Raw genomic sequence first — 23,731 nt, forward strand, 5'->3', positions numbered from 1 at the left:
AGCTCGCGCGCGCGGCGTCGGCCTCCCTCACGGGCGCGGTCTCGCGGCCGGCGGCAGCCTCCTGCGCCACGGCGGGCCTGTCGGCGGCGGTCCGGCCGGTCGTGGTGGGACGGCCGGCCGCGCGGTGCGTCCCCGGGCCCGGGGACGGGACCCGGTCGGGGGCGGTCTCCGTCACCGCGGCGCTCCGGCCGGCCGGCCGCAGGGACTCCGCCGCCCGCAGCGACTCCGCCCGCAGGGCCGCCGCCCGGCGCAGCGCGCCGACCGCCGGGTCGTCGGGGTCGCCGTCCTCACCGCGCGCGGCGGCGAGGACGTCCCCGATGGTCGTCAGCCCGCCGAGCTCGCCCCGCACCGACCGGCCCAGCGCCTCCACCGCGCCCGCGAGCCGGGCGCGGTCGCGGCAGTGGAACGCCAGCTCGCAGGCGGCCAGACACTCGGGCGCGTACGCGTGCGGCACCTGCTCGACGGCGTCGGCCAGCTCCTCGGCCGAGCACGACTCCACGTCGAACGTCACGCCGTCGGGCAGCTCCGCCGCGATGTCCTCCAGCCGCGCCAGCCGGGTCAGCTGGCGCCGGGTCACCGACAACTGCTTGCGCACGTCCACCACGGACGCGGTCGGCATGTTGGTGAAGTCCTTCGGGCAGACCAGCAGAACACTGTGGGACACGGAGGCGCCCTCGGTCAGCGCCGCGAGCCGCTCCAGCGCCAGCACGTACACCGCGGCCTGCCGCGCAGCCGCGCCCACCTTCGCGGCGTCCGCGGCCGCGTCGATCATCGGGAACGACTTGATCTCCACGACCGTCCACCGGCCGTCGGGATGCACCACGACCGCGTCCGGCTCCAGATACGCCGGGGAGCCCGCGACGTCCAGCGCCAGCATCGGGTGGTCGAGCAGCGCGAAGCCCCCGGCGCCGGTCGCCTCGCGCAGCGCCAGCGCGGTGCGGGCCGTGCGGCCCTCGGGGCCCGTCGCCGAGAGGTCGGGGACATGCACCTCGTGCGGATCGTCGAGACCGAGCAGCCGCATCAGCTCCTTGCCGCTGTCGGCCTTGACCTTGGCCTCGAAGGCGTTGCCCCGCATGAACGCGAACTGCGACTGGCCGAAGGACGCCGGAGAGCCGAGCGCCGAGGCCAGCGCGGCCTTGTCCACGCCGACGCCGTCCAGCAGGGCGCGCCGCTCGCAGCCGGGGTTGGCGGCGAGGGCCGCGAGCGCGCGGGCGTCCAGCGGTTGGGGCTGCGCGGCGGGGCCGCGCAGCTCAGCGAGCCGCTGCCTGAGTGCTGTCGTCGGCGCCTTCGGAGGAGGTGCGCTGTCCGGGGATTCGCTCACCCGCCGAAGTCTCGCATCCGCCACCGACAACGGGGAGAACGGCGGGCGTCGCGCGGTGCGCGAAGCGGCCGGTGACCCGGTCGGCGAGCCGCATCGCGTACGGCCCGAGCAGCGCGCCGACGCCCATCACGGCGGCTCCGGCGACGGCGTCGAGGAAGTAGTGGTTCGCGGTGCCCATGACGACGACCGTGGTCAGCAGCGGGTAGGCGACGCCGAGGGCCTTCATCAGCGGCGTACGCCCGTGCCGCCAGAGCATCACTCCGCACCACAGGGCCCAGCCGACGTGGAGGCTGGGCATGGCCGCGTACTGGTTGGTCATGCCGCCGAGCCCGCGCGGAGCGCTCGCCTCCCCGCCCCACCAGCCGTACGCGCTGTACTGGGCCATCGTGTCGACGAAGCCGTGGGCCGCGTCGAGCAGTCTCGGCGGACAGGTCGGCATCAGCGTGAACCCGGCCAGGCCGAGCAGGGTGGAGACCATGAGCCAGGTCCGGGCGGCCCGGTAGCGGGCGGGGCGGCGGCGGAAGAGCCAGACGAGGATCGCCGGGGTCACGAGGTAGTGCAGGGTCGCATAGGCGAAGTCGGCGGGTATGCCGATCGCCGGGGTCTCGGTGAAGAGACGGTTCAGCGGGTGCTCGGCATCGACGAGGAGCGCCTTCTCCACGCGCAGGATCGCCAGTCCGTGGTCCACGGCCGTCGACACGTCGCCGCGGGCGAGGAGCCGTCCTGCGGAGTAGGCCGCGTACACCACGGCGATCAGCATCAGCTCGGTCCACCAGCGGGGCCGTTGGTGCTGCGCGGGGAGCGGCATCCGGTCGGTCTCCGTCTTCAGTTCGAAGGATCACTCGTCCTGGAAGGGGACGCCTTCCCCGTCCCGGAGGTTGCCTCCCGATGGGGTGCGGGATGATGGGACGACAAGCACTCGTGAACACCAGGGAGCGCCCATGGCACCGCGGATCCTCCTCGCACGGCACGGCCAGACCGAATGGTCGCTGAGTGGCCGGCACACCGGCAGGACGGACATCCCGCTGCTCGACGAGGGCAGGCGCGGCGCCAAGCTGCTGGGCGAGCGGCTGCACCGGGCGCCGTGGTCCGGGCTCCCCGGTGCCGAGATCCGCACCAGCCCGCTCGTGCGGGCGAGCGAGACGTGTTCCCTGGCCGGCTTCGGAGACCGGGCGCAGCCGTGGGACGTGCTGATGGAGTACGACTACGGGGCGTACGAGGGGCTGACCCCGCCCGAGATCCAGGCCCGGCAGCCCGGCTGGCTGCTGTGGCGCGACGGCGTCCCGGAGGGAGAGACGCTCGCCCAGGTCTCCGCCCGCGCGGACGAGGTCGTCGAGTGGGCGCTGTCCGCCGACCGTGACGTGCTCGTCTTCGCGCACGGCCACATCCTGCGCGCGATCGGGGCGCGCTGGCTGGGACAGGACATCTCGTTCGGCGCGCGCATCCGCCTCGATCCGACGAGCCTGTCGGTCCTCTCGTGGGCGTACGGGGAGCGCGCGTTCGAGCGCTGGAACGATCTGGGGCACCTGGAGGTCTGAGCAGCGGCCGGCGTCCTCCTACGGGCGCCCGGCCGTCCTCCCGCGGGCCCGCGCCTTACGCGCGGGACACCCCTCGGGTCGCCGTCGCATGGTGGTCCAGGAAGGCCGCGACCCCCTCGGCACGCCGGTGCGGCGCCAGCACCCGCGCGGTGTCCGCCAGCATGGTCCGGATACGCGACGACCGGACGTCCCCGAGCAGCGCGAGCACCTGCTCACCTGCCGCGGCCGCCTCGTCCGGGACGCCGGCGCGCGCCAGGTCGGCGGCGAGCTCCGCGCGGTAGAGCGCGAGGTTGCGGGTGAAGCGGTGGTCCTGGAGCGCCGCCGCGCGGCGCGCGTGGTGCGCGGCGCGCGTGAAGTCGCCGAGCGCCGCCCAGCACTGCGCCTGCAGCGCCTCCCGTTCGGGCTCGGCGAAGAACGACATCCATTCCGGGTCGTCGGGCGACGCGCCCTGCTCGAAGTACGTGTGCGCGCGGGCGAGCGACTGCTCGCAGCCGGCGCGGTCCCCGAGCCCGGCCCAGCCGCCCGCCTCCCGCAGCGCGAGCAGCGACAGCAGCCGCGGCGAGGCGACCTGCCGGGCCGCGCGCCGGCCGGCCTGCGCGGTGCGCACCGCCTCCCGGAACCGGCCGGCATCCCTGGCCAGGAACGACGTGTTGCAGAACGCGTGCGCCTCCAGGGCCGGGTCGCCCGCCACGCGCGCGGTGGCCAGCGCCTCCGCGTAGTGCGAGCGCGCGTCGTCGAAGCGGCCGGAGTCATGGGCCAGCCAGCCGACGGAGATGGCCAGTTCGCCCGCCCCGGCGTGCAGCCGGTCCGCCGTGGACCTGCGGGACCACGTCCCGGCGTCGAGCAGCGCGTACGCGGCGCGCAGGGGCTGGGCGGCCCGCCGGTAGAGCCCGTCGGCGCCGTGCCGGTCGTCGAGGAGGCGGATGCGTCGCACCGCCTCCTCGACGGCGCCGACCTCGGCCTCGCCGACCCGGTGCTGCGCGGGCACGGAACCGGATCCGGAACCGGATGCGAAACCGAGTCCCAGGGAGGCGGCCGCCACCGTGACGGAGCCGCTCGTCATGAATGCGCGACGCAGCACGTCGCTCTCCTCGTCGATGTCACTGTCGCTGCTGGGCCGGCCGCCGTCGAAGGGACGGCACGGCGGGAACGGGGGTGCCGGGGGGCGGGCCTCCGGCGCATCGGTGGCCGCGCGGCGGCCGCGGCCGCGCACGTCCTCCCGGGCGGTGAAGCCCAGATCGGTCAGGGTGAGACCGGGGAACATGTGCAGGAACACCCGCTCGTAGGCGTAGTTGGGGCAGCGGATCTCGCCCGCCTCGACCCGGCCGATGTAGCGGGCGTCGCACGAGACCTGCTCGCCGATCTCGCGGGCGGCCCTGCGGACGGCCGTGGCGAACTCGCCCGCGGAGCGAGATCCGCGCAGTCGGCGGAAGGCCAGGTTGGGGTGCGCGGGGTGCGCCCTCGATGCCTGTGACGACGACGCCATGGCCGAGCCCTCTCTTGGTGCAGCCGTGTTCCGGCGGAGCAAGAACGTACCTGCTGTGACAGGGAACTCACACAGGGTTTGGCTACAAAAGGGACATCTCGTCGGCGATCTGCCATGAACTGCCATCCTTTGCGGCGGCGTGCCGCCGTAGCCGTTGACGCGCACGGCCGTTGAACCGTAAGGAGACCGGCTACGTGTCTCCCTATGGGACTCGGCGAGGAGGGGGATCCCCTTGTTGGAGGTCGGCATGGAGACCGGTGCGACGCCCTCGACCACGGTGGCCCACGGGCCCACCCCGGACAGCAGCGTGCCGCCTGCCGCGCCGTGCGACCTGGTGACGGTGCCCGCGCGCCAGGGCCTGGAGGCCGTCGACATCCTGCGCCGCGCGGCGGCGGCACCGGGGGTGGGGCCGGTGCTGCACGACGGGGCGTGCGACACGCTCGGCTTCCTGGTGCCGCCGGGCACGGCCGACGGGTGGGACGTGCCGGGGAGTGCGTGTACGCAGACGTCGGGGCGGGGGCTGCGGCTTCCCGGCGTTCCCGGCGTGCCGCCGCCGGTGCTGGGCTCGGGCTGGCTGCTGCCGCCGGAGGGCGCGGAGGCGGTGACGGACCCGGCGGTGCTGAGGAAGGCGCTGGGGGAGGCGGCGCGGCTGATCGAGGCGGCGGACAACTGCTGCTGAGGCGCGCGCGCAGCGCGGGCCGTCCGCGGGGGTGATGCCCCCACCCCGCCCCTCCCCGAAACTCTGCCGAGAGCTGGGGCGCTGCCCCTGCGCCTGCTGCGCGGCGCGAGGGAATGCGGACCGGGGCTCCGCCCCACGCACCTGCCGCGCCCGCTTCGCGGCGCGAAGGCACCGTCGTGCCGGTGCTCCGGCCATGCGTCTGCTGGGCGGCGCGGCGGGCCCACCCCCGAGACCGGCCCTGCCGCGCCCGCTTCGCGGCGCGCGAAGGCATCCGCCGGTGCTCCGGCCATGCGTCTGCTGAGCTGTGCGGGGGGTCCACCCCGAGCGGCCCTGCAGCGCCTGCTGCGCGGCGCAAGGGAATGCGAACCGGGGCTCGGCCCACGCACCCCTGCGGCGCCCGCTTCGCGGCGCGAAGATGCGAACCGGGGCTCCGCCCACGCGCCCCTGCGGTGCCCGCTTCGCGGCGCGCGAAGGCATCCTCGGGCCGGTGCTCCATCCATGCGTCTGCTGGGCGGTGCGGCGGGTTCACCTCCCGGATCGGGTGTTTCGCGGCGCGGTGGGCACGAGCTTGGGACCGGGCCCATGGGCGCCTGCCGCGCGGCGCCGGCGAGCACCGTTGTGAGCGGTCTTTCCGCAGGGAGGGGGCACAACGTCACGGGGGCGGGCGGGGGAGGCCCCCGGCGCGCTCGTGTGCGAGCCGCGGCGATAATGGAGGCGTGGGCAGGCGCAGACAGCGGGAGCGGGACGGCGGGGGGCTCGTCGAGCGCGTGGACGGCGGCGTCGCCGAGCTCGTCGAGGACCGCGAGCGGCCCCGCGGCTGGACCCTCCTCATCGACGGCGCGCCCCAGTCGCACGTCGACCTCGACGACCCCGGCCACCTCTCCTTCGAGTACCAGCGCAGACTCGGCCACGTCATCGACCTGACCGCCCCGCCCGGCCGTCCCCTCCGCGTCGTGCACCTCGGCGGCGGCGCCTTCACCCTCGCCCGGTACGTCGCAGCCACCCGGCCCCGTTCCACGCAGCAGATCGTCGAGGTCGACGCCGCCCTCGTCGAACTGGTGCGCACCCGGCTCCCGTTGGACCCCGGCGCCCGGATCCGGGTCCGCGCGGCCGACGCCCGCGCCGGACTCGCCAAGGTGCCGGACGGCTGGGCGGACCTCGTCATCGCCGACGTGTTCAGCGGGGCCCGCACGCCCGCCCACCTGACCAGTACGGAGTTCCTCGCCGAGGTGAGAAGGGCGCTGCGCCCGGGCGCGTACTACGCGGCGAACCTCGCCGACGGCCCCCCGCTCACGCATCTGCGCGCCCAGATCGCGACCGCCGCCGCCGTCTTCCCCGAGCTCGCGCTCGCCGCCGATCCGACGGTGCTGCGCGGCCGCCGCTTCGGCAACGCCGTACTGCTCGCCTCGGACTCCGAGCTGCCGGTCGCCGAGCTGACCCGCCGCGTCGCCGGCGACCCCTTCGCGGGGCGCGTCGAACACGGCCGGGCGCTCGCCGACTTCACCGGAGGAGCGGCGCCGGTCACGGACGCGAGCGCCAAGGACTCGCCCGTGCCGCCGGCCGCCGTCTTCAAGAGCTAGCTACCGCTCGTCGAACTGGACCATCGGCGGGTGTCCGTTCCAGGTGCAGAACACCGACACCTCGTGGCCGTCCCGCGTGAACGTCACCCGGATCCACGCCGGTTGCGTCCACACCTGCATCTGCCAGCCCGACGCCGGGGTCGCCGAGACCAGTTCGGCCGAGCTCTCGCCGATGTCGAAGACGACCCGGCCGCCCTTGACCGTGTAGCCCTTGACGTTCCCCGCGGAGGCGGAGGGCGACGGACGCTTCGACGGCTCGGCCGGCGACGGCCGCGACGGCGGGGGCGTGGCGGACGGCTTCACCGGGGACGGCGTGGGAGACGGGCTCGGCGGCGGCGGCTCCGGCGACGGAGCCTGCGGGGCCGAGGTCTGCGCCGTGATGGGCAGCGCGCGCGGGCGGTCGTACGCGGTTCCGGCCATGACCGTGTGGACGCCCCACCAGGACAGCGTCACCGCGGCTCCGGTGGACAGCGACCATGCCAGGGCATGCACCAGTCCTCTGCTCATCCGGGCCATAGTGCACCACTCGGTCCCCGGCTGTCCCGCCTGCCCGTCCACGGGGCCGGTGTCCTCCGGATGGCGTACGGTGCGGCCCATGGCAAGTGTGCTCGTGGTCGAGGACGACCAGTTCGTGCGTTCCGCCCTCATCAGGCACTTGACCGACGCCTCCCACACGGTACGGAGCGTCGGCACGGCCCTGGAGGCCCTGCGTGAGGTGGCCCATTTCCGTTTCGACGTGGTCATTCTGGACCTCGGTCTGCCCGATCTGGACGGCGCCGAGGCCCTGAAGATGCTGCGCGGTATCACCGACGTACCGGTGATCATCGCGACCGCGCGGGACGACGAGGCCGAGATCGTGCGGCTCCTCAACGACGGCGCCGACGACTACCTCACCAAGCCGTTCTCCGTGGAGCACCTGTCCGCGCGGATGGCCGCCGTGCTCCGCCGGGCGCGCGCCGGCACCGGTGACGCCCCGCCGAGCCGTGTCCTCCAGGTCGGCGGGCTGTCCATCGATCCGCTGCGCCGCCAAGCGGAGTTGGACGGGGCCCCGCTCGATCTCACCCGCCGCGAGTTCGACCTGCTGGCCTTCCTCGCGGGCCGGCCCGGCGTCGTCGTCCCCCGCAAGGAGCTGCTGGCCGAGGTGTGGCAGCAGAGTTACGGCGACGACCAGACGATCGACGTCCATCTGAGCTGGCTGCGCCGCAAACTCGGCGAGACGGCCGCTCGCCCCCGGTACCTGCACACCCTGCGGGGAGTGGGAGTGAAGCTCGAGCCGCCGAAGGCCGTGCGGCCATGAGATGGGCCCTGGTCAAGGTCTCCCTGGCCGTCACGGTGATGGTCGTGCTCGCCTTCGCGCTGCCGCTCGGCATGGTGATCAAGGAGATGGCGCGCGACCGCGCGTTCTCCAACGCCGAGCGGCAGGCCGCCACCATCGGCCCCACGCTCACCGTCACCACCGAACGCGGGCCTCTGGAGCGGGCCGTCGAGTCCACGCCCGCCGGCGCGGCCGGCCGGATGGCCGTGCACATCCCCGCCTCCGGCGAACTCGGCAGCGTCCCACTGGAGATCGGGAGCCGGCGCGCGGCCGCCAAGGACCTCGCCACCGTGCAGCGCATCGGGCGTGCCTCGATCACCGAGGTGCCGGGCGGTTCCGCGCTGCTGCAGCCCACCGCCATCGGCACCGGGCAGATCGCCGTCGTCGAGATCTTCGTGCCGGAGGGCGAGGTGTCCAACGGCGTCGACACCGCCTGGCTCGTCCTTTCGGGCGTCGGTGTCGCGCTCGTCGTCGGGTCGGTCGCCGTCGCCGACCGGCTCGGCGTCCGCATGGTGCAGCCCGCCCAGCGGCTCGCGGGTGCGGCGCAGGAGCTGGGGGAGGGCAGGCTCGGGACCCGCGTCCCCGAGGAGGGGCCGCCCGAACTGCGCTCCGCGGCCGTCGCGTTCAACTCGATGGCCGACCAGGTCGTCCAGCTCCTCGCCAACGAGCGCGAGCTGGCCGCCGACCTCTCGCACCGGCTGCGCACCCCCCTCACGGTGCTGCGCCTCAACGCGGCCTCGCTCGGCGAGAGCGCCGCCGCCGAACAGACGAGGGCGGCCGTCGCCCAGCTGGAACGCGAGGTCGACACCATCATCCGTACGGCGCGCGAGGCGAAGCCGCAGACCGCGACGGCCGGGCCCGGCGCGGGCTGCGACGCCTCGGAAGTGGTGCGCGAGCGGATGGAGTTCTGGTCGGCGCTCGCCGAGGACGAGGGCCGCACGGTGCGGCTCGCGGGCGTGGACCGGCCCGTGCGCATCCCCGTCGCCCGCCCCGAACTGGCCGCGGCCCTCGACGCGCTGCTCGGCAACGTCTTCCGGCACACCCCGGAGGGCACCGCGTTCTCCGTCGACGTCCACAACAGCGACGACGCCGTCATCGTGCTCGTCTCGGACGCGGGCGAGGGCATCGCCGACCCGGCCGCCGCGCTCGCCCGCGGCAACAGCGGGGCCAAGGAGGGCTCTACCGGTCTCGGTCTGGACATCGTGCGCCGGGTCGCGGAGTCGACCGGCGGTGACGTGCGCATCGGCCGCTCGGTGCTCGGCGGTACGGAGGTCCGCGTGTGGATCGGACTCGACCCGCGCGAGTCAGCGCGTGGCGAGCGCCGGCGCGGCCACCGCGGGCGGGTGCAGCGGCGCCGCAGGGCGACCGTCTGAGAGCGCTCCACACCTGGCCGGGCCCCGATCATTAATCGGCCCCGATGCCGTCCTTAAGCGCGCCCTAAGGAACCCGACGCCCGCCTGCGATCGGCCGATTGTCCGTTTCGCGGTCGCTAGCGTGCTGCCGCATCCACCCCCACTTCAGCAACGCAGAGGCAGGACGCGATGGGCAGCAGTACGCACCGGCGCAGGGCGAGCGTCAGGACCAAGGCCGTCGGCGCGGTCGTCGTGGCCGCCGTGATCGGCGGCGCGGCGATCGTCCTCACGGGCACCGCGCAGGCCGCGGCGGTCGGCGCCGCGTACACCAGGACCAGCTCCTGGGACGGCGGTTACACCGGTCAGTACGTCATCACCAACGAGACCGGCACGGCACGGTCCGGCTGGACGCTGGAGTTCGACCTGCCCGAGGGCACCACCATCGGCTCCCTGTGGAACGGTGAGCACACGGTGGAGGGGCGGCACGTCACCGTGAAGCCCGCGAGCTGGAACAAGGAGCTCGCGCCCGGCGCCTCCGTCACGGTCGGCTTCGTCACCTCGGCGACCGGCAAGGCGGCCGACCCGGCGTCCTGCCTCATCGACGGGGCCGTGTGCTCGGCCGACGGCGGCCCGACGCCGCAGCCCAGCGGCCGTCCCACCGAGCAGCCCACGCCGACGCCGCCCCCCACGCCGACGCCGAGCGTCCCGAGTTCCACGCCCACCCCCACCCCCACCCCCACCCCGACCCCGACCCCGACGCAGACGGGTGCGCCCAAGCCGGGCGCGTCCGCGCGGTTCGCGCCGTACATCGACACCTCGCTGTACCCGGCGTACGACATGCTGGACACCGCCGCGAAGACGGGCGTCGAGGAGTTCCACCTCGCCTTCATCACCGCAGGCGGCGGCTGTGTGCCGCTGTGGGGCGGCGTGACCGGACTCGGCGACGACAAGGTCGCGGCCCAGATCGGCGACCTGCGCGCCAAGGGCGGCGACGTCCGCATCTCCTTCGGCGGCGCGGCCGGCCGCGAACTGGCGCTGAACTGCGCGACGGCGGACGAGCTGGCGAAGGCGTACGGCAAGGTCGTCGACACGTACAAGCTGACCAAGGTCGACTTCGACGTGGAGGGCGCCGCACTTCCGGACACGGCCGCCAACTCCCGGCGTGCGCAGGCCATCGCGCAGCTCCAGAAGTCGCACCCGGACCTGGACGTCTCCTTCACCCTGCCGGTCATGCCGGAAGGGCTGACCCAGCCCGGCGTGGACCTGATCGCCGACGCGAGGAAGAACGGTGTGCGCATCGACGCGGTCAACATCATGGCGATGGACTACGGGCCGGCGTACAGCGGCGACATGGGCGAGTACGCGATCCAGGCCGCCACGGCCACGCAGGCGCAGATCAAGGGCGTCCTCGGGCTGTCGGACGCGGACGCGTGGCGGACCGTCGCGGTGACGCCGATGATCGGCGTCAACGACGTCGTCACCGAGATCTTCAGGGTGGAGGACGCGACCCAGCTGGTGCGGTTCGCCGAGTCGAAGAACCTGGGGTGGCTGTCGATGTGGTCCTCGACGCGCGACAAGCAGTGCGCGGGCGGGGAGAAGCCGGCAGCGGACGCGACGTGCAGCTCCATCCTCCAGGAGCCGCTGGCGTTCACGAAGGCGTTCGCCGCCTACAAGTGACACCGGGACCCGCCCCGGGGAGCCCCGCGCCTCAAACGCCGGCGGGGCTTCCCGGGGCGTGACGCCAGGAGGGTCGGACCGTGGGAGGCGAATGGGATCGCCGGTTCCGCCAGGGACAGCGGCCTACCGCCTACCGGGGCAGGACGAGGCGATGAGGCTCGCGCAGCCAGATCTCCCGACCACCGCGGGCCGTGACGGTGAGACCGAACTCATCGGCGGCCGGCGACCCGAACGCCTCGTACTCGCGGTAGGTCTCCTCGATCTCCTCCCACAGATTGCCGTCGCCGTACTGCCACACCTCCTCACCCGTTGCTGCCGTGGCCGCGGCGCCGTTCGGGCGGGAGGCCCACACCTGCACATGGCCAGGCTGCTCCCCGTGCCAGAGCGACACGTCCGGCAGCCGGGTCCCGGCGTACAGAGCGAACCCGAGCGTGAGGATCTTCGCCGGGTCCAGGCCCGACGCTCGTGACCGGGCGGTGTTCTCGTCGATCGCGGCCTCGGTCGCCAGGCGGTGCGAGCGCATCGGCATGTACGACGCGCCGTCCCCGAACGGGCCCGACGCGGTGCCGTCCTCCCCGACCGTGAGCTGCACCAGCGCGCCGCTCCAGAACGTGCGGCCATCGGCGCGACGATGATCCCGCCCGCCCGGACCTGCTGCACGTACGGGAGCGGGATGTGCCGCAGCGCGCACGTGGCGACGAGCCGGTCGAACGGGCGGGCGTCGGGCCAGCCGGCCTCGCCGTCGCCGCACCGCAGCTGCGGCATGTAGCCCGCGCATACAGTGCTGACGCCGCGTGCACAGCAAGCACCGGATCGATCTCCACGCTGTACACCCGGTCCTCGCCGACGCGCTCGGACAGCAGCGCGGCGACGTAGCCGGACGCGGTCCCGATCTCCAGCACGCGGTGCCCGTCCTCGGCGTCGAGGAGGCCGAGCATCTTGGCGACCGTGCTCGGCATGCTGTTGGACGAGGCGGCGACGCCGGGGCCGTCGTCGCGGCCGTCGTCGACCTGGATCACGACCGGCTGATCACTGTGGATCAGGTTGAGCCGCTCGGCGGGGTCGGTGACCGGGACGCAGCGGTCCGGCTCCTGTCGCCAGATGCGCTCGGGGATGAACGCCGCCCGGGGGACGGCGTCGAACACCTTGCGCCACTCGTCGTCGAGGAGGCCGCGCCTCTGGAGGTCGTCCAGGAGCGCGGCGTACCCGTCGGTGCGGGTGGTGGTCATCCGTCAGCCGCCGATGTACCGGCCGCCGGAGCCGTCAGGGTTGGGCGGGGTGGGCGGCGGCGTCCAGGGCTTGATGGGGGCGGGCTTGGCGCCGTGCTTTCCGCTGTCTGCCGTCGGCGGGTACTGAGAGGTCACGTCTCACTCCATCTCGTGGGCAGGCGCGTGGACTTCCCACGCGCCATGGTGCATGGGCTGGGCCCTCAGTGGGGCCGAGCCCGCCCCCGGACACGGTCCTGCCGGGTAATCGGTCCGGGGCGGGAGTCAACGGGCGCTGCTCGCGGAGCGCGGGCAGGGCAACTTGTGGAAGTGCAGCGTGGTGCCGCCGCCGGAGCCGGACACCTTGTCGATCACCTCGTAGTCCTCGCCGGGGAGGATCGCGCGATGGCAGCGGGCACAGGGCCACCGCCTCGGAGCCGTGCCGCCGGCAGGCGCGCGGGAACCAGCGGGTGACGAGGTCGGCGATGCGCAGCCGCTGCGGGCCGAGGTCGACGGCGGTCTCCGCGGTGAGGACGATGCCGCAGAAGACGCAGTCCATGCCGCGCTGCTGGCGCTGCGAGAGGCTGCCGATCGGGGGCAGTTGTCTCCGTTCGCTGATCATCTGAACGCCCTCGCAGACTGGCCACTGATGCGCACTGCTCCGGAAGGTAGGGACGGCTCGTGCGCGCACACCAGCAATGTGCAGATCTGTGCGCACATTCACTCCAGGGCAGGACTTTGGCTGCCTCGCACCTTGACCGACCCCTGCCTGTCGGTGACGGTGTTGCACAGATCCGCACACCTCGTCGCAGGAGGCTGACATGTCGTTACTGTTCATCGGGATCGACCCCAACACGGGTCAGAACGAATCCCCGACAGCCTGGGTGGACACGGAGAACGGAGACATCGCTCTCCAGAGCTACACAGCTGACGCCGCGACGCGTGACCAGTGCGTGGAGAACCCCGCGCCGGGGCACGCGAAGGGAATCCCTGACCACGAGACCGTGATCCGCGTCCCCGCACACATGGTGTCCATCCTCAGGGAGGCCTGCGATGCCGCAGAGCGCACCACGCTTCGATGACCTGTTGGCGGCCGCGGAGCGCTCAGCCGTCCACCTCGAGATGCGGGACCAGTACGGCGTCAGCGGCGAAGCCGACGACTTCAGCACGTGGCTCCGCACCGGGAAATGCGACACAGATCCCGGCTCCGCCTACTGGGCGCCGTGGGTGGATCTGATCTCCAAGGCCGTAGCCCGCGGGGTCACGGTAAGGCGGGCTCGGATCGTGTCGGAACCCGTCACTGACTACATCCGCTACGAGCACGCCGGTACGGCCGTCAACGTTCAGGCGGGCGAGCAGGTGCGTTGGCTGCCGAGACGGCAGGCATCCGACATCGCGCTCCCGGGAAACGACTTCTGGCTCTTCGACGGGCGCCTGGTCAGGTGGCACCACTTCACCGGCAACGGTGCCTCGGCAGGGCCTGAGGACATCGAGGACCCCGCAGTTGCCAAACTCTGCGGGGACGCCTTCGAGGCGGTGTGGGAACGCGCAGTACCGCATGATCAGTACGAGATCCGCTGACGCACGACGCACCGGACAGGCCAGCTCATGCCCATCTCTCCATCCTCCTCTGCACAAGCCGCGCGGGAAGTCGTCGCGCGGCGACTGCGTGATCTGCGAAGGAGCGCGGGACTGACGGTCACAGAGCTGGCCGACCGCTGCCATTGGCATCACGCCAAGACGTCACGCATCGAGAACGCCCGCACGGCCCCGTCCGCCAAGGACATCCGACTGTGGTGCGTGGCCTGCCAGGTCGAGGATGAAGCAGGCAACCTGATCGTTCAGTCCCTCAACGCTGAATCGATGTACCGCGAGTGGCGCCATCAGGTCCGGAACGGGCTGAAGCAACTGCAGGACAGCTTGCTCCAGTTCTTCCGCGAGACCAGCCTGTTCCGGGTGTACTCGTCCACGCTCGTGCCGGGTCTGCTGCAGACCGAGGGCTACGCGGCCGCCGTGCTTGGTACGGTCGCCGACTTTCGTGAGCTGCCCGACGAGGACATCACCAAGGCGGCGCAGGCACGCGTCGACCGGTCCCGCATCATCCATGAACCAGGACACCGCTTCGTCCTGCTCATTGAGGAAGCCGTTCTGCACCACCAGATCGGAGACTCTGAGGTCATGGCTGGCCAGCTCGGCTACCTGCTCACCGTGGGCGCCCTGCCTGCCGTCTCCCTGGGAGTCATCCCCATGGCGACCCCGGGGCGGCAGCAATGGCCGCGTGAGACATTCCACGTGTACGACGACGCCCTGGTGTCCGTCGAGCTTGTGTCCGCCCAGGTCCAGATCACGCAACACGCCGAGATCGCCCTGTACCTGAAGGCGTTCGAGGAGCTGCGGTCCATGGCCGTGTACGGTGCACAGGCGCGTGCCCTGATCGTGAAGGCGATCGACGCACTGAGCTGACTGAGCACAGACAGGGAACCGGTCGAAGGGGTCGCTTCCGTCCTTCTTGGGCCGTTCCACGATGCTTGCTCGCGTCGTGTTCCCCAATTTGGGGTACGAAGAAGGGCTGACCTGTTTCACAGGTCAGCCCTTGATCGTCAGGGTGAGTGACGGGACTCGAACCCGCGACATCCTGGACCACAACCAGGTGCTCTACCAGCTGAGCTACACCCACCACGACCGGTCTTCTTCCCGACCGGCCGAGAAAAAGTGTACAGGGTCCCGGAGGGTGCTCGCGCCAGGGTTTCGCGGGGCCGCCCACGGGGGGTGGTGCTGCTAGGTCGCGGGCTCCGCCGGCTCCGCGGGCAGCACGTGCTTCGCCGCGATCGCCCGCGCCGTGTCCGAGTCCGGCCCGGGCTGCGGGACGAAGACCGCCTCGCGGTAGTAGCGCAGCTCGGCGATCGACTCCCGGATGTCGGCGAGCGCCCGGTGGTTGCCGCTCTTCTCCGGACTGTTGAAGTACGCCCTCGGGTACCAGCGGCGCGCCAGTTCCTTGATCGAGGAGACATCGACGATCCGGTAGTGGAGGTAGCCCTCCAGCGTCGGCATGTCACGGGACAGGAAGCCGCGGTCGGTGCCGACCGAGTTCCCGCACAGCGGGGCCTTCCCGGGCTCCTTGACATGTTCGCGGACGTACGCGAAAACCTGCTCCTCGGCGTCCGCCAGCGTGGTGCCGCCGGGGAGCTCCTCGAGGAGGCCCGAGGCGGTGTGCATCTGGCGCACGACCTCCGGCATCGTCTCCAGCGCCGCCTCCGGCGGGCGGATCACGATGTCCACGCCGTCGCCGAGCACGTTCAGTTCCGAGTCGGTGACCAGCGCGGCCACCTCGATGAGTGCGTCGTCCGTCAGCGAGAGCCCGGTCATCTCGCAGTCGATCCACACCATGCGATCGTTCATGCGCCCTACCTTATGGGGCGCGTGACGATCAGGCCCCGGGCGTGCGCACACGCGACCGGGCCGGGCGCTCACGCGCCCGGCCCGGTGCTCACGAACAGTGCCGTGCTAGCCCATGCTCCGCTGCCCCGGCACGCCGGCGCGGCCGTACATCTCGGCCGCGCCCCGGACCGCCTCGGACGGCGCGGAGGCGGTGGCCGCCGGTCCCGGCAGGCCCGCGGCCGCGCGGCGCATCACCGCCGTGGCCTGGGTCGGCATGACCGCGTCCACCATCGACGCCTGGCCCGGCTCGGCCTGGGGCCTGCGTGCCCGGTACGCGGCCCGGTAGGCCGCCGGGGAGGACCCCAGCTGCCGCCGGAAGTGGCCGCGCAGTGCCACCGGTGACCGGAATCCGCAGCGGCCCGCGACCTCGTCGACCGAGTAGTCGGAGGTCTCGAGCAGCCGCTGCGCCTGCAGCACCCGCTGGGTGATCAGCCACTGGAGCGGCGCCGAGCCCGTCAGCGAACGGAAGCGGCGGTCGAACGTCCGGCGGCTCATGTACGCCCGGGCGGCCAGCGTCTCCACGTCGAACTGCTCGTGGAGGTGCTCCAGAGCCCAGGAGACGACCTCGGCCAGCGGGTCGGAGCCGATTTCCTCAGGTAAAGACCTGTCGAGGTAGCGCTCCTGTCCGCCGCTGCGGCGCGGCGGCACGACCAGCCTGCGGGCGAGCGCTCCGGCCGCCTCGGCGCCGTGGTCGGTGCGCACTATGTGCAGACAGAGGTCGATGCCTGCGGCCGTGCCCGCCGACGTGAGGACGTCGCCGTCGTCGACGAACAGCTCCCGCGGATCCACGTGCACGGACGGATAGCGCTTGGCCAGCGTCGGCGCGTACATCCAGTGGGTGGTCGCCGGGCGGCCGTCGAGCAGGCCGGCCGCGGCGAGGACGAACGCCCCGGTGCACAGTCCGACGATGCGGGCGCCCTCCTCATGTGCCCGGCGCAGCGCGTCGAGCGCGTCGGGCGGCGGCGGCGAGGTGATCGAGCGCCAGGCGGGCACCACGACGGTGCCTGCCCTGCCGATCGCCTCCAGGCCGTACGGCGCGGTCAGTTCCAGGCCGCCGGTGGTCCGCAGCGGCCCCTCCTCACCACCGCACACCAGCAGGCGGTAGCGGGGAACTCCGGCGTCCTGACGGTCAATTCCGAACACCGAGAGCGGGATGGAACTCTCGAAAATGGGGCCGCCGCTGAACAGCAGCACCGCGACGACTTCCCGGCGCCGGCGGCCGGAAAGTTTCCGTGCTGCCTCCGGTGCAGCGGAGTCCTGACTCATGACGCTAAGCCCCCCTCGAAGTGCGCGTCTCCCCGTTCTTTTCGGGCCTTTCGCTCCTGCACGTTTCCCCTCGGTTCTGCACGAGTCCCCCGGCCTTCGATACTCATGATCGAATCTACTGCGTCGCGCGGTGCCGCCGTGACAAGTTCGGCATGCCCCGCTATGTCGACTTGGCAACTTGGCGCGATGCTGTCGATCACGAAGCGTTCCACTCGACGGGCCCGCAGGGAAGTCCGCATTCCGGGCATGGCCCGTCCCCGTAGGGTGCGAGCGCCGTCTGCGGTCCTTTCTTGCCTGGTGAGCAGCGGGTTGGCGGGCACTTTCGGCAAGGTCGGGCCCGTTGCGTGAAGTTGGCTGAAAACCGCTGGTGTGAGGATGCGAACTCGTCAGTCGCCAGGCGTACTTACCGGCCGCGGTGAGCGCCCCGGCGCGTTTCCTCGGGACCGCGGACGCGCCGGCCTGCCCGCGGTGCGCCGCTCCGGGCGCGCGCGTGGGCGGCCTCCCGCTCCGAGTGGCGCAGCAGCACCTGGCACGCGGCCGTCATGGCCGTGAGCCCCAGCGCGGCGGCCGCCGCCCCGCCGACGGACGTCCCGTACATCACGAGCACGACCGGGACCAGCAGGCACGTGAAGGCCGCCCAGCGCACGACGTCGCTCGCCGCGTCGGCCGCCGGGCGGGGGGCGGGCGACGGGACGACCCGGCCGGGGGCGGCGGCCGGATTCGTGATCCGGCGCCGTCCGCGCCGCGGGGCCGAGGGGTGCGCGGGGTCACGGACGGGCGGACGTGCGGGCACTTGGAACTGCGGACGTGCGGGCACTCGGAACTCCTGGTGCGCGGCGGGAGGTCGGATCCGGTCCGGGCGGATCCGGTGCCTTTCCGGCGGATCTCGACCGGCCCGTGGGCCAACGAGCAGCGCAGTCGTCCGGTCACTGTGCGCAGCGGCAGACGGCTGTAGTGACCACCCGGCATTGCCATACGGGTCGGGCTGGGGCATGCTCCCTGGAACGCCGCGCATGGCACGGCGAGGCCTGGGCAGGAGAGGAGTGCCGCCGTACCCTTGGGGGTATGGGCTTGGGTAGATGATTCCCGGACACGGCTCCGCACCCATCCCAGCCGACGCACCTTCTCAGACCCCTCCCAAGAGGATCTTCTTCGCCGAGACATCGATGGCCGGTCACGAATTCCCCGATCCCGCGGACCGCAAGCAGGTAGCCGATCCACTGTCGGACCTGCGGGCGGCCGAAGAGTCATGCCACTCCTGCGATCCCGCCTTCCGGCACGGAGTCGTCGTCGGATTCGACGGATCGACCTCCAGCGAGCGGGCGCTCGCGTATGCCATCGGAATGGCCCGCAGGTCCGGTTCGGGCCTGATCATCGTCCATGTCGCCAACCGGCTGCCGACCACCGTCTGGGCCGGCTGTGAGCCCCCCGTCTTCGTGGACGTCCCCGACCACCGCACCGAGGTCCTGGGTCTGGAACTGGCCTGTGCCGACTACTTGACCGAGGTCCCCTGGATCCTGGTCGAGCGCGGCGGCGACATCTGTCATGAACTGGAAGAGGTCGGCCGCGAGTACTCGGCCGACGCCATCGTGGTCGGCTCCACGCACGGCATCGTCGGCCGGATCTTCGGCTCGGTCGCCGGCCGGCTCGCACGGCGCGCCCAGCGCCCGGTGATCGTCATCCCGTGACCCCGCGGGGCACGCCCCACACGTCACTCCACTTCCCTCTGTCTCCGCAGGTGAGGCGTCGTCAACTCGCCTCGCACATACGGAAATCTACCCGTCCGTAGCAGGTGGATTGTGCGCTTGTGAAGGGTACATAGCGGTCGCTGGGTCCGCAGCACTGGGCAGCACCACTGCAGCACAACTGCACAGACAGGAAGGGAGCCCGCCGTGGACAACGGAGTCTCTGCGGGAAGCGCCGGATCGACCAACACCCTCGGCCGTCTCGCACTCGGACTGACCCTGCTGGCGTTCGGCGTCGGCAACACCCAAGTGATCGACAATGTCACCGCGGCCGACGCCGCGGCCCTCGCGACCTGGGTCGGCGGCGTCGCACTGTTCGTCGTCGGTCTGCTCGAGTACCGGGCGGGCGACGGGGCTTCGGGCACGGCGTTCGCCGGGCTCGGCGCGTTCTGGTTCACCTGGGGCACCGGAGTGGGCAGCGAGATGTCGGCCGAGGCGGCGGGCCTGTTCCTGCTGCTGTGGGCCCTGCTCGCGCTGACGCTGACGGCCGCGTCCTCCGGCAGCGGGATCCTCGGCCAGGGCGTGTACGGCCTGCTGTGCCTGTCGCTGCTGCTCGGCGCCATAGCCGCCTTCGCGGGCAACGAGGGTCTCGCCAAGGCGGGCGGCTGGGTCGGCGCGGTCGCGGGCCTCGTCGCGTGGTACGGGGCGACGGCGGCGCTCGCCAAGTGGCCCACGTTCAGCGGACGCGCTGCCGGCCGGGGAGTGACGGCCACCGGCTGAGCGGCCGGGGGTGCCCCGCGGGAGGCGTCAGGCACCCTCTGAGGCCGGCGTGACGGGTTGCGCGCCGGCCGGCACCACAGAACGCCCCCTGTGCGCTGGTGGCACGCACAGGGGGTGTTCTCTCCACTTTTCTGGCTCGGTTCGCCTCCGTGGCGCCTAAGACGGCGCGGACGGTCGATCGTGCTCGATCCCTCGTTCCTCGGGACCCCGCGCGTTCTCCCTTTCGGCACCGCCGCGCCCCTTCGGCTCACTCGCCCCCGACGGGCCTACTCGACGGTGACGGACTTCGCCAGGTTGCGCGGCTTGTCGATGTCCCGGCCGAGGGCCAAGGCCGTGTGGTAGGCGAGGAGTTGCAGCGGGATGCCCATCAGGATCGGGTCCAGCTCGTCCTCGTTCTTCGGCACGACGATCGTGTGGTCGGCCTTCTCCTGCTCGCGGTGGGCGACGGCCAGAATGCGGCCGGAGCGGGCCTTGATCTCCTCCAGCGCGGCGCGGTTCTTCTCCAGCAGCTCGTCGTCCGGCACGATGGCGACGGTCGGCAGCGCGGGCTCGATCAGCGCGAGCGGGCCGTGCTTGAGCTCGGAGGCGGGGTACGCCTCGGCGTGGATGTAGGAGATCTCCTTGAGCTTCAGGGAGGCCTCCAGCGCCACCGGGTAGCCGCGCACCCGGCCGATGAACATCATCGACTTGGCGTCCGCGTACTGCTCGGCCAGCTTCTTGATCTCGGCCTCGGACTCGAGGATCTCGCTGATCTGCGCCGGCAGCTTGCGCAGGCCGTCGATGATCCGCCGTCCCTCGGAGACGGACAGGTCGCGGATGCGGCCCAGGTGCAGGGCGAGCAGCGCGAAGGCGACGACCGTGTTGGTGAAGCACTTCGTGGAGACGACGCACACCTCGGGGCCGGCGTGGACGTACGTGCCGCCGTCGGCCTCGCGGGCGATCGCCGAGCCGACGACGTTCACCACGCCGAGGACGCGGGCGCCCTTGCGCTTGAGCTCCTGGACGGCCGCGAGCACGTCGTAGGTCTCACCGGACTGCGAGACGGCGATGTAGAGGGTGTCGGGGTCCACGACCGGGTTGCGGTAGCGGAACTCGGAGGCCGGCTCGGAGTCCGCGGGGATACGGGCCAGGGACTCGATCAGCCCGGCGCCGATCAGACCCGCGTGGTACGAGGTGCCGCAGCCGAGGATCTTCACGCGGCGGATGCCTCGGGCCTCGCGGGCGTCCAGGTTGAGACCGCCCAGGTGCACGGTGTTGAACCGGTCGTCGATCCGGCCGCGCAGCACGCGGTCGACCGCGTCGGGCTGCTCGAAGATCTCCTTGTGCATGTACGTGTCGTGGCCGCCCATGTCGTAGGAGGCGGCCTCCCACTCCACGGTCTCCGGGGTGGCGGTGGTGGACGCGCCGGAGGTGGTGTACGTGCGGAAGTCGTCGGCCTTGAGGGTGGCCATCTCGCCGTCGTCGAGGGTGACGATCTGGCGGGTGTGGGCGACCAGGGCGGCGACGTCGGAGGCGACGAACATCTCCTTCTCGCCGATGCCGAGGACGACGGGGGAGCCGTTGCGGGCCACCACGATGCGGTCGGCGAAGTCGGCGTGCATGACGGCGATGCCGTACGTGCCCTCGATCACCTTGAGGGCCTCGCGGACCTTCTCCTCCAGGGTGGTGGCCTGGGAGCGGGCGATCAGGTGGGTGATGACCTCGGTGTCGGTCTCGGAGGCGAAGACGACGCCGTCGGCCTCCAGCTTGGCGCGCAGCTCGGCGGCGTTGTCCACGATGCCGTTGTGGACGACGGCGACCTTGTTCTCCGGGTCCAGGTGCGGGTGCGAGTTGATGTCGCTGGGCGCGCCGTGCGTGGCCCAGCGGGTGTGGGCGATGCCGGTGGTGCCGGCGAAGCGCTTGGGGACGCGGGCCTCCAGGTCGCGGACGCGGCCCTTGGCCTTCACCATCTTCAGGGCGGCGGCCTTGGGGCTGTTGATCACCACGCCCGCCGAGTCGTAGCCCCGGTACTCCAGCCGCTGCAGACCCTCCAGCAGCAGCGGAGCCACGTCACGCCTGCCGATGTAACCGACAATTCCGCACATAAAGTCTTGCCCCTCCGTAGATCAGATGTGTGCCCGGTGCGAACGACCGGCCGGTCAGCCGTAGACCATGCGGCGCAGCTGGCGGAGCGAGAGCTCCGGCGGCGCCACGGCGCGGTGCGGCAGCTCGGCCGCGATGCGCTCGAAGATCTCGGCGTTCACGGCGCCACCGGACTGAAGCTCACGGTGGCGGCGGCGAACGAATTCCTCGGTCGTCTCGTCGAAGTACGCCAGCACGTCGAGCACCACCCGGACCGCCTCACCGCGCTGGAGCGCGGTGCTGCGCACCAGATGGTCGACGAGGTCGTCGTGGGACGACGGGCGGTGTTCGAGCACCCGTAGATATTGAGGGGTGGAGGAGCGGCTTTGCAAGAATCCTGCCCGATTCCGGGCAGCGTGACCTTCGTCGGTGTGATGCAGGTCGTCCCGGTGCCGAGCGCCCGGCCCCACCTTTCTGATGATTTCTGGCGGGGGAGGGGATTCTTTCCCCGCTCGGGACGAGTAAGTGGTCTACACCTTGACCGCAGTTGAGGCACGAGGTACGCATGGTGACAGTTCGGTTGCTCTGCGCACAGTCGAGAACCCCATCGAAGGGACCCCCTGTGAGTCAGCCCAGACCGATTCCGCGACTGCTCGGTTCGCTGTTGCTTCTCGCGGCGGCCACCTTGCCGGGTGTCGCGGCCTCCGGGCTCGCGGCCACGCCCGCCGAGGCCGCCGAGCCCGCCGTCCGACCGCTCGGCCAGACCGTTCCCGTCCCCGCCTCCGTCGAGCCGGGCGGCACGCCCTTCACGCTCACCGCCCGGACCGCCATCCGTACCGACGGCTCCGCCGCGGCACGCGCCGTCGGCGACCGGCTCGCCGAGGTGCTGCGCCCCTCCACCGGTTACGCCCTGCCCGTCACCGCCCGTCCCTCGGCAGGCGCCATCCGGCTGCGGCTGAGCGGCGGGGACACCACGCTCGGCGAGGAGGGCTACCGGCTCCAGTCCTCGCGCGGCTCGCTCACCATCACCGCCCACCGCCCCGCGGGCCTCTTCCGCGGCGTGCAGACCCTCCGCCAGCTGCTGCCCTCGCGGGTGGAGAAGGACACCCGCCAGCCGGGTCCCTGGCAGGTCGCCGGCGGCACCATCACCGACAGCCCGCGCTTCGCCCACCGCGGCGCCATGCTCGACGTCTCGCGGCACTTCCTCACCGTCGACCAGGTCAAGCGCTACATCGACAACATCTCCCTGTACAAGATCAACAAGCTGCACCTGCACCTCTCCGACGACCAGGGCTGGCGCATCGCCGTCGACTCCTGGCCCCGCCTGGCCACCTACGGCGGCTCCACGCAGGTCGGCGGCGGTCCGGGCGGCTACTACACCAAGGCCCAGTACAAGGAGATCCTGCGGTACGCGGCGGACCGCTACATCGAGGTCGTGCCGGAGATCGACATGCCCGGCCACACGAACGCCGCCCTGGCCTCGTACGCCGAGCTCAACTGCGACGGCGTCGCGCCGCCGCTCTACACGGGCACGGCCGTCGGGTTCAGCTCCCTGTGCGTGCCCAAGGCCGTGACGTACGACTTCGTGGACGACGTCATCCGGGAGCTCGCCGCGATCACGCCCGGGACGTACCTCCACATCGGCGGCGACGAGGCCCACTCCACGAGCCACGCGGACTATGTGACGTTCATGAACCGGGTGCAGCCCATCGTCGCGAAGTACGGCAAGACCGTCATCGGCTGGCACCAGCTGACCGGCGCCACCCCGGCCGAGGGGGCGCTCGCCCAGTACTGGGGCCTGGACGGCACCAGTGCGGCGGAGAAGGCGCAGGTCGCCAGGGCCGCGCAGAACGGCACCCGGCTGATCCTGTCGCCCGCCGACCGGATCTACCTCGACATGAAGTACAACAAGGACACCGAGCTGGGCCTGTCCTGGGCCGGGTACGTCGAGGTCCGGCGCTCGTACGACTGGGACCCGGGCACGTACCTGCCGGGCGCCCCCGCGAGTGCGATCGCGGGCGTCGAGGCGCCGCTGTGGACGGAGACGATCTCCACGAACGCGCACATCGACCACATGGCGTTCCCGCGCCTGCCCGGTGTGGCCGAGCTCGGCTGGTCGCCCGCGGTGACGCACGACTGGGAGGACTACCGGCTCCGGCTCGCGGCACAGGGGCCGCGGATGGAGGCGCTCGGGATCGACTACTACCGCTCGGCGCAGGTTCCCTGGCCGGCGGAGTAGCGGACGGAAAAGGGACTTCGCCTCCGGGCGGAGCGTCATGGTGGCCGATCCCGTCTACATCCGGCAGCGGCAGGACCCGGTGACCCGGCAGGACCCGGTCACGCAGGCC

21 protein-coding genes, 1 tRNA gene and 2 pseudogenes are annotated in these 23,731 nt (G+C 72.2%); 12 read left to right on the top strand and 12 right to left on the bottom strand.

Translation table 11 applies throughout. From position 1 onward, the window contains the following. Positions 1-181 precede the first annotated feature (181 nt). Positions 182-1,321, bottom strand: a pseudogene (locus ACWD0A_RS27130) (hypothetical protein); the annotation flags it as partial. Then, the gene (locus tag ACWD0A_RS27135) at positions 1,251-2,129 is read right to left on the bottom strand and encodes a phosphatase PAP2 family protein (RefSeq protein WP_451302209.1); all 879 of its coding nucleotides are present in this window, start codon (positions 2,127-2,129) and stop codon (positions 1,251-1,253) included. The gene ACWD0A_RS27135 and the pseudogene ACWD0A_RS27130, both read right to left, overlap by 71 nt. A 133-nt stretch (positions 2,130-2,262) precedes the next feature. Between ACWD0A_RS27135 and ACWD0A_RS27140 the strand changes: the two genes are divergently transcribed. Next, positions 2,263-2,859, top strand: a complete 597-nt coding sequence (locus tag ACWD0A_RS27140; protein WP_451302211.1) for a histidine phosphatase family protein — start codon at positions 2,263-2,265, stop codon at positions 2,857-2,859. Between the two features lie 55 nt (positions 2,860-2,914). On the opposite strand, the gene ACWD0A_RS27145 is transcribed toward ACWD0A_RS27140, so the two are convergent. Next, positions 2,915-4,345, bottom strand: a complete 1,431-nt coding sequence (locus ACWD0A_RS27145; RefSeq protein ID WP_451302213.1) for a tetratricopeptide repeat protein — start codon at positions 4,343-4,345, stop codon at positions 2,915-2,917. A 247-nt stretch (positions 4,346-4,592) separates the two neighbouring features. Here ACWD0A_RS27145 and ACWD0A_RS27150 point away from each other — a divergent pair, with 247 nt between their 5' ends. Together ACWD0A_RS27150 and ACWD0A_RS27155 are read left to right on the top strand one after the other, a co-directional pair. Continuing rightward, on the top strand, positions 4,593-5,024 hold the full coding sequence (locus ACWD0A_RS27150) for a hypothetical protein (RefSeq protein WP_451302215.1): 432 nt from the start codon (positions 4,593-4,595) through the stop codon (positions 5,022-5,024). A 716-nt stretch (positions 5,025-5,740) separates the two neighbouring features. Further along, the gene (locus tag ACWD0A_RS27155) at positions 5,741-6,604 is read left to right on the top strand and encodes a spermidine synthase (protein ID WP_307715369.1); all 864 of its coding nucleotides are present in this window, start codon (positions 5,741-5,743) and stop codon (positions 6,602-6,604) included. Here ACWD0A_RS27155 and ACWD0A_RS27160 read toward each other — a convergent pair whose 3' ends face one another. Next, positions 6,605-7,111 (bottom strand): hypothetical protein, encoded by a 507-nt coding sequence (locus tag ACWD0A_RS27160; protein WP_451302217.1) that lies wholly within the window; start codon positions 7,109-7,111, stop codon positions 6,605-6,607. Positions 7,112-7,199: 88 nt separating this feature from the next. On the opposite strand from ACWD0A_RS27160, the gene ACWD0A_RS27165 reads away from it, so the two are divergent. The 3 genes from ACWD0A_RS27165 to ACWD0A_RS27175 all read left to right on the top strand — a co-directional run bounded on the left by ACWD0A_RS27165 (position 7,200) and on the right by ACWD0A_RS27175 (position 10,948). Beyond that, positions 7,200-7,901 carry a response regulator transcription factor gene (locus ACWD0A_RS27165; RefSeq protein WP_177153711.1) on the top strand — a complete coding sequence of 234 codons (702 nt, stop codon included), beginning with the start codon at positions 7,200-7,202 and terminating at the stop codon, positions 7,899-7,901. Further along, the gene (locus ACWD0A_RS27170; RefSeq protein ID WP_451302219.1) at positions 7,898-9,292 is read left to right on the top strand and encodes a HAMP domain-containing sensor histidine kinase; all 1,395 of its coding nucleotides are present in this window, start codon (positions 7,898-7,900) and stop codon (positions 9,290-9,292) included. Before ACWD0A_RS27165 ends, ACWD0A_RS27170 begins: the two co-directional genes overlap by 4 nt. 168 nt (positions 9,293-9,460) lie before the next feature. Continuing rightward, on the top strand, positions 9,461-10,948 hold the full coding sequence (locus ACWD0A_RS27175; protein WP_451302221.1) for a glycoside hydrolase family 18 protein: 1,488 nt from the start codon (positions 9,461-9,463) through the stop codon (positions 10,946-10,948). A 130-nt stretch (positions 10,949-11,078) separates the two neighbouring features. Here ACWD0A_RS27175 and ACWD0A_RS27180 read toward each other — a convergent pair. Then, positions 11,079-12,177 (bottom strand): annotated as a pseudogene (locus ACWD0A_RS27180) (methyltransferase domain-containing protein). 3 nt (positions 12,178-12,180) lie between these two features. Then, entirely contained in the window at positions 12,181-12,312 is a 132-nt protein-coding gene (locus tag ACWD0A_RS27185) for a hypothetical protein (protein WP_451302223.1), read from the bottom strand. Positions 12,313-12,974: 662 nt separating this feature from the next. Here ACWD0A_RS27185 and ACWD0A_RS27190 point away from each other — a divergent pair. From ACWD0A_RS27190 to ACWD0A_RS27200, 3 genes are read left to right on the top strand one after another with little or no spacing between them, the layout of a single operon-like run. Further along, positions 12,975-13,235, top strand: coding sequence for a hypothetical protein (locus tag ACWD0A_RS27190; protein ID WP_451302224.1), 261 nt, complete (start codon positions 12,975-12,977; stop codon positions 13,233-13,235). Beyond that, a complete protein-coding gene (locus ACWD0A_RS27195) occupies positions 13,207-13,734 on the top strand; it encodes a DUF6879 family protein (RefSeq protein ID WP_451302226.1) in 528 nt (175 codons plus the stop codon). Before ACWD0A_RS27190 ends, ACWD0A_RS27195 begins: the two co-directional genes overlap by 29 nt. Before the next feature lie 27 nt (positions 13,735-13,761). Continuing rightward, a complete protein-coding gene (locus ACWD0A_RS27200; protein WP_451302228.1) occupies positions 13,762-14,616 on the top strand; it encodes a helix-turn-helix domain-containing protein in 855 nt (284 codons plus the stop codon). Positions 14,617-14,757: 141 nt separating this feature from the next. On the opposite strand, the gene ACWD0A_RS27205 is transcribed toward ACWD0A_RS27200, so the two are convergent. From ACWD0A_RS27205 to ACWD0A_RS27220, 4 genes are all read right to left on the bottom strand, one after another. Next, positions 14,758-14,830, bottom strand: a tRNA-His gene (locus ACWD0A_RS27205). A 101-nt stretch (positions 14,831-14,931) separates the two neighbouring features. Beyond that, complete coding sequence (orn, locus tag ACWD0A_RS27210; protein WP_451302230.1) at positions 14,932-15,552, bottom strand: oligoribonuclease; 621 nt, start codon at positions 15,550-15,552, stop codon at positions 14,932-14,934. Between the two features lie 105 nt (positions 15,553-15,657). Then, complete coding sequence (locus ACWD0A_RS27215; protein ID WP_451302232.1) at positions 15,658-16,857, bottom strand: helix-turn-helix domain-containing protein; 1,200 nt, start codon at positions 16,855-16,857, stop codon at positions 15,658-15,660. 403 nt (positions 16,858-17,260) lie between these two features. Continuing rightward, complete coding sequence (locus tag ACWD0A_RS27220) at positions 17,261-17,674, bottom strand: hypothetical protein (protein ID WP_451302234.1); 414 nt, start codon at positions 17,672-17,674, stop codon at positions 17,261-17,263. A gap of 349 nt (positions 17,675-18,023) precedes the next feature. Between ACWD0A_RS27220 and ACWD0A_RS27225 the strand changes: the two genes are divergently transcribed. After that, positions 18,024-18,545: a universal stress protein gene (locus tag ACWD0A_RS27225; RefSeq protein ID WP_177150970.1), complete on the top strand. Its 522-nt coding sequence runs from the start codon at positions 18,024-18,026 to the stop codon at positions 18,543-18,545. 204 nt (positions 18,546-18,749) lie between these two features. After that, on the top strand, positions 18,750-19,322 hold the full coding sequence (locus ACWD0A_RS27230; RefSeq protein WP_451302236.1) for an acetate uptake transporter: 573 nt from the start codon (positions 18,750-18,752) through the stop codon (positions 19,320-19,322). Positions 19,323-19,588: 266 nt separating this feature from the next. Here ACWD0A_RS27230 and glmS read toward each other — a convergent pair whose 3' ends face one another. Together glmS and ACWD0A_RS27240 are read right to left on the bottom strand one after the other, a co-directional pair. After that, positions 19,589-21,406 (bottom strand): glutamine--fructose-6-phosphate transaminase (isomerizing), encoded by a 1,818-nt coding sequence (gene glmS / locus ACWD0A_RS27235; RefSeq protein WP_307715378.1) that lies wholly within the window; start codon positions 21,404-21,406, stop codon positions 19,589-19,591. 54 nt (positions 21,407-21,460) lie between these two features. After that, positions 21,461-21,739, bottom strand: a complete 279-nt coding sequence (locus ACWD0A_RS27240) for a hypothetical protein (protein ID WP_177150947.1) — start codon at positions 21,737-21,739, stop codon at positions 21,461-21,463. 266 nt (positions 21,740-22,005) lie between these two features. Here ACWD0A_RS27240 and ACWD0A_RS27245 point away from each other — a divergent pair, with 266 nt between their 5' ends. After that, positions 22,006-23,622 carry a beta-N-acetylhexosaminidase gene (locus ACWD0A_RS27245; protein ID WP_451302239.1) on the top strand — a complete coding sequence of 539 codons (1,617 nt, stop codon included), beginning with the start codon at positions 22,006-22,008 and terminating at the stop codon, positions 23,620-23,622. The last annotated feature ends 109 nt before the right edge of the window (positions 23,623-23,731 follow it).

This window comes from Streptomyces sp. NPDC002867 (assembly GCF_053591895.1).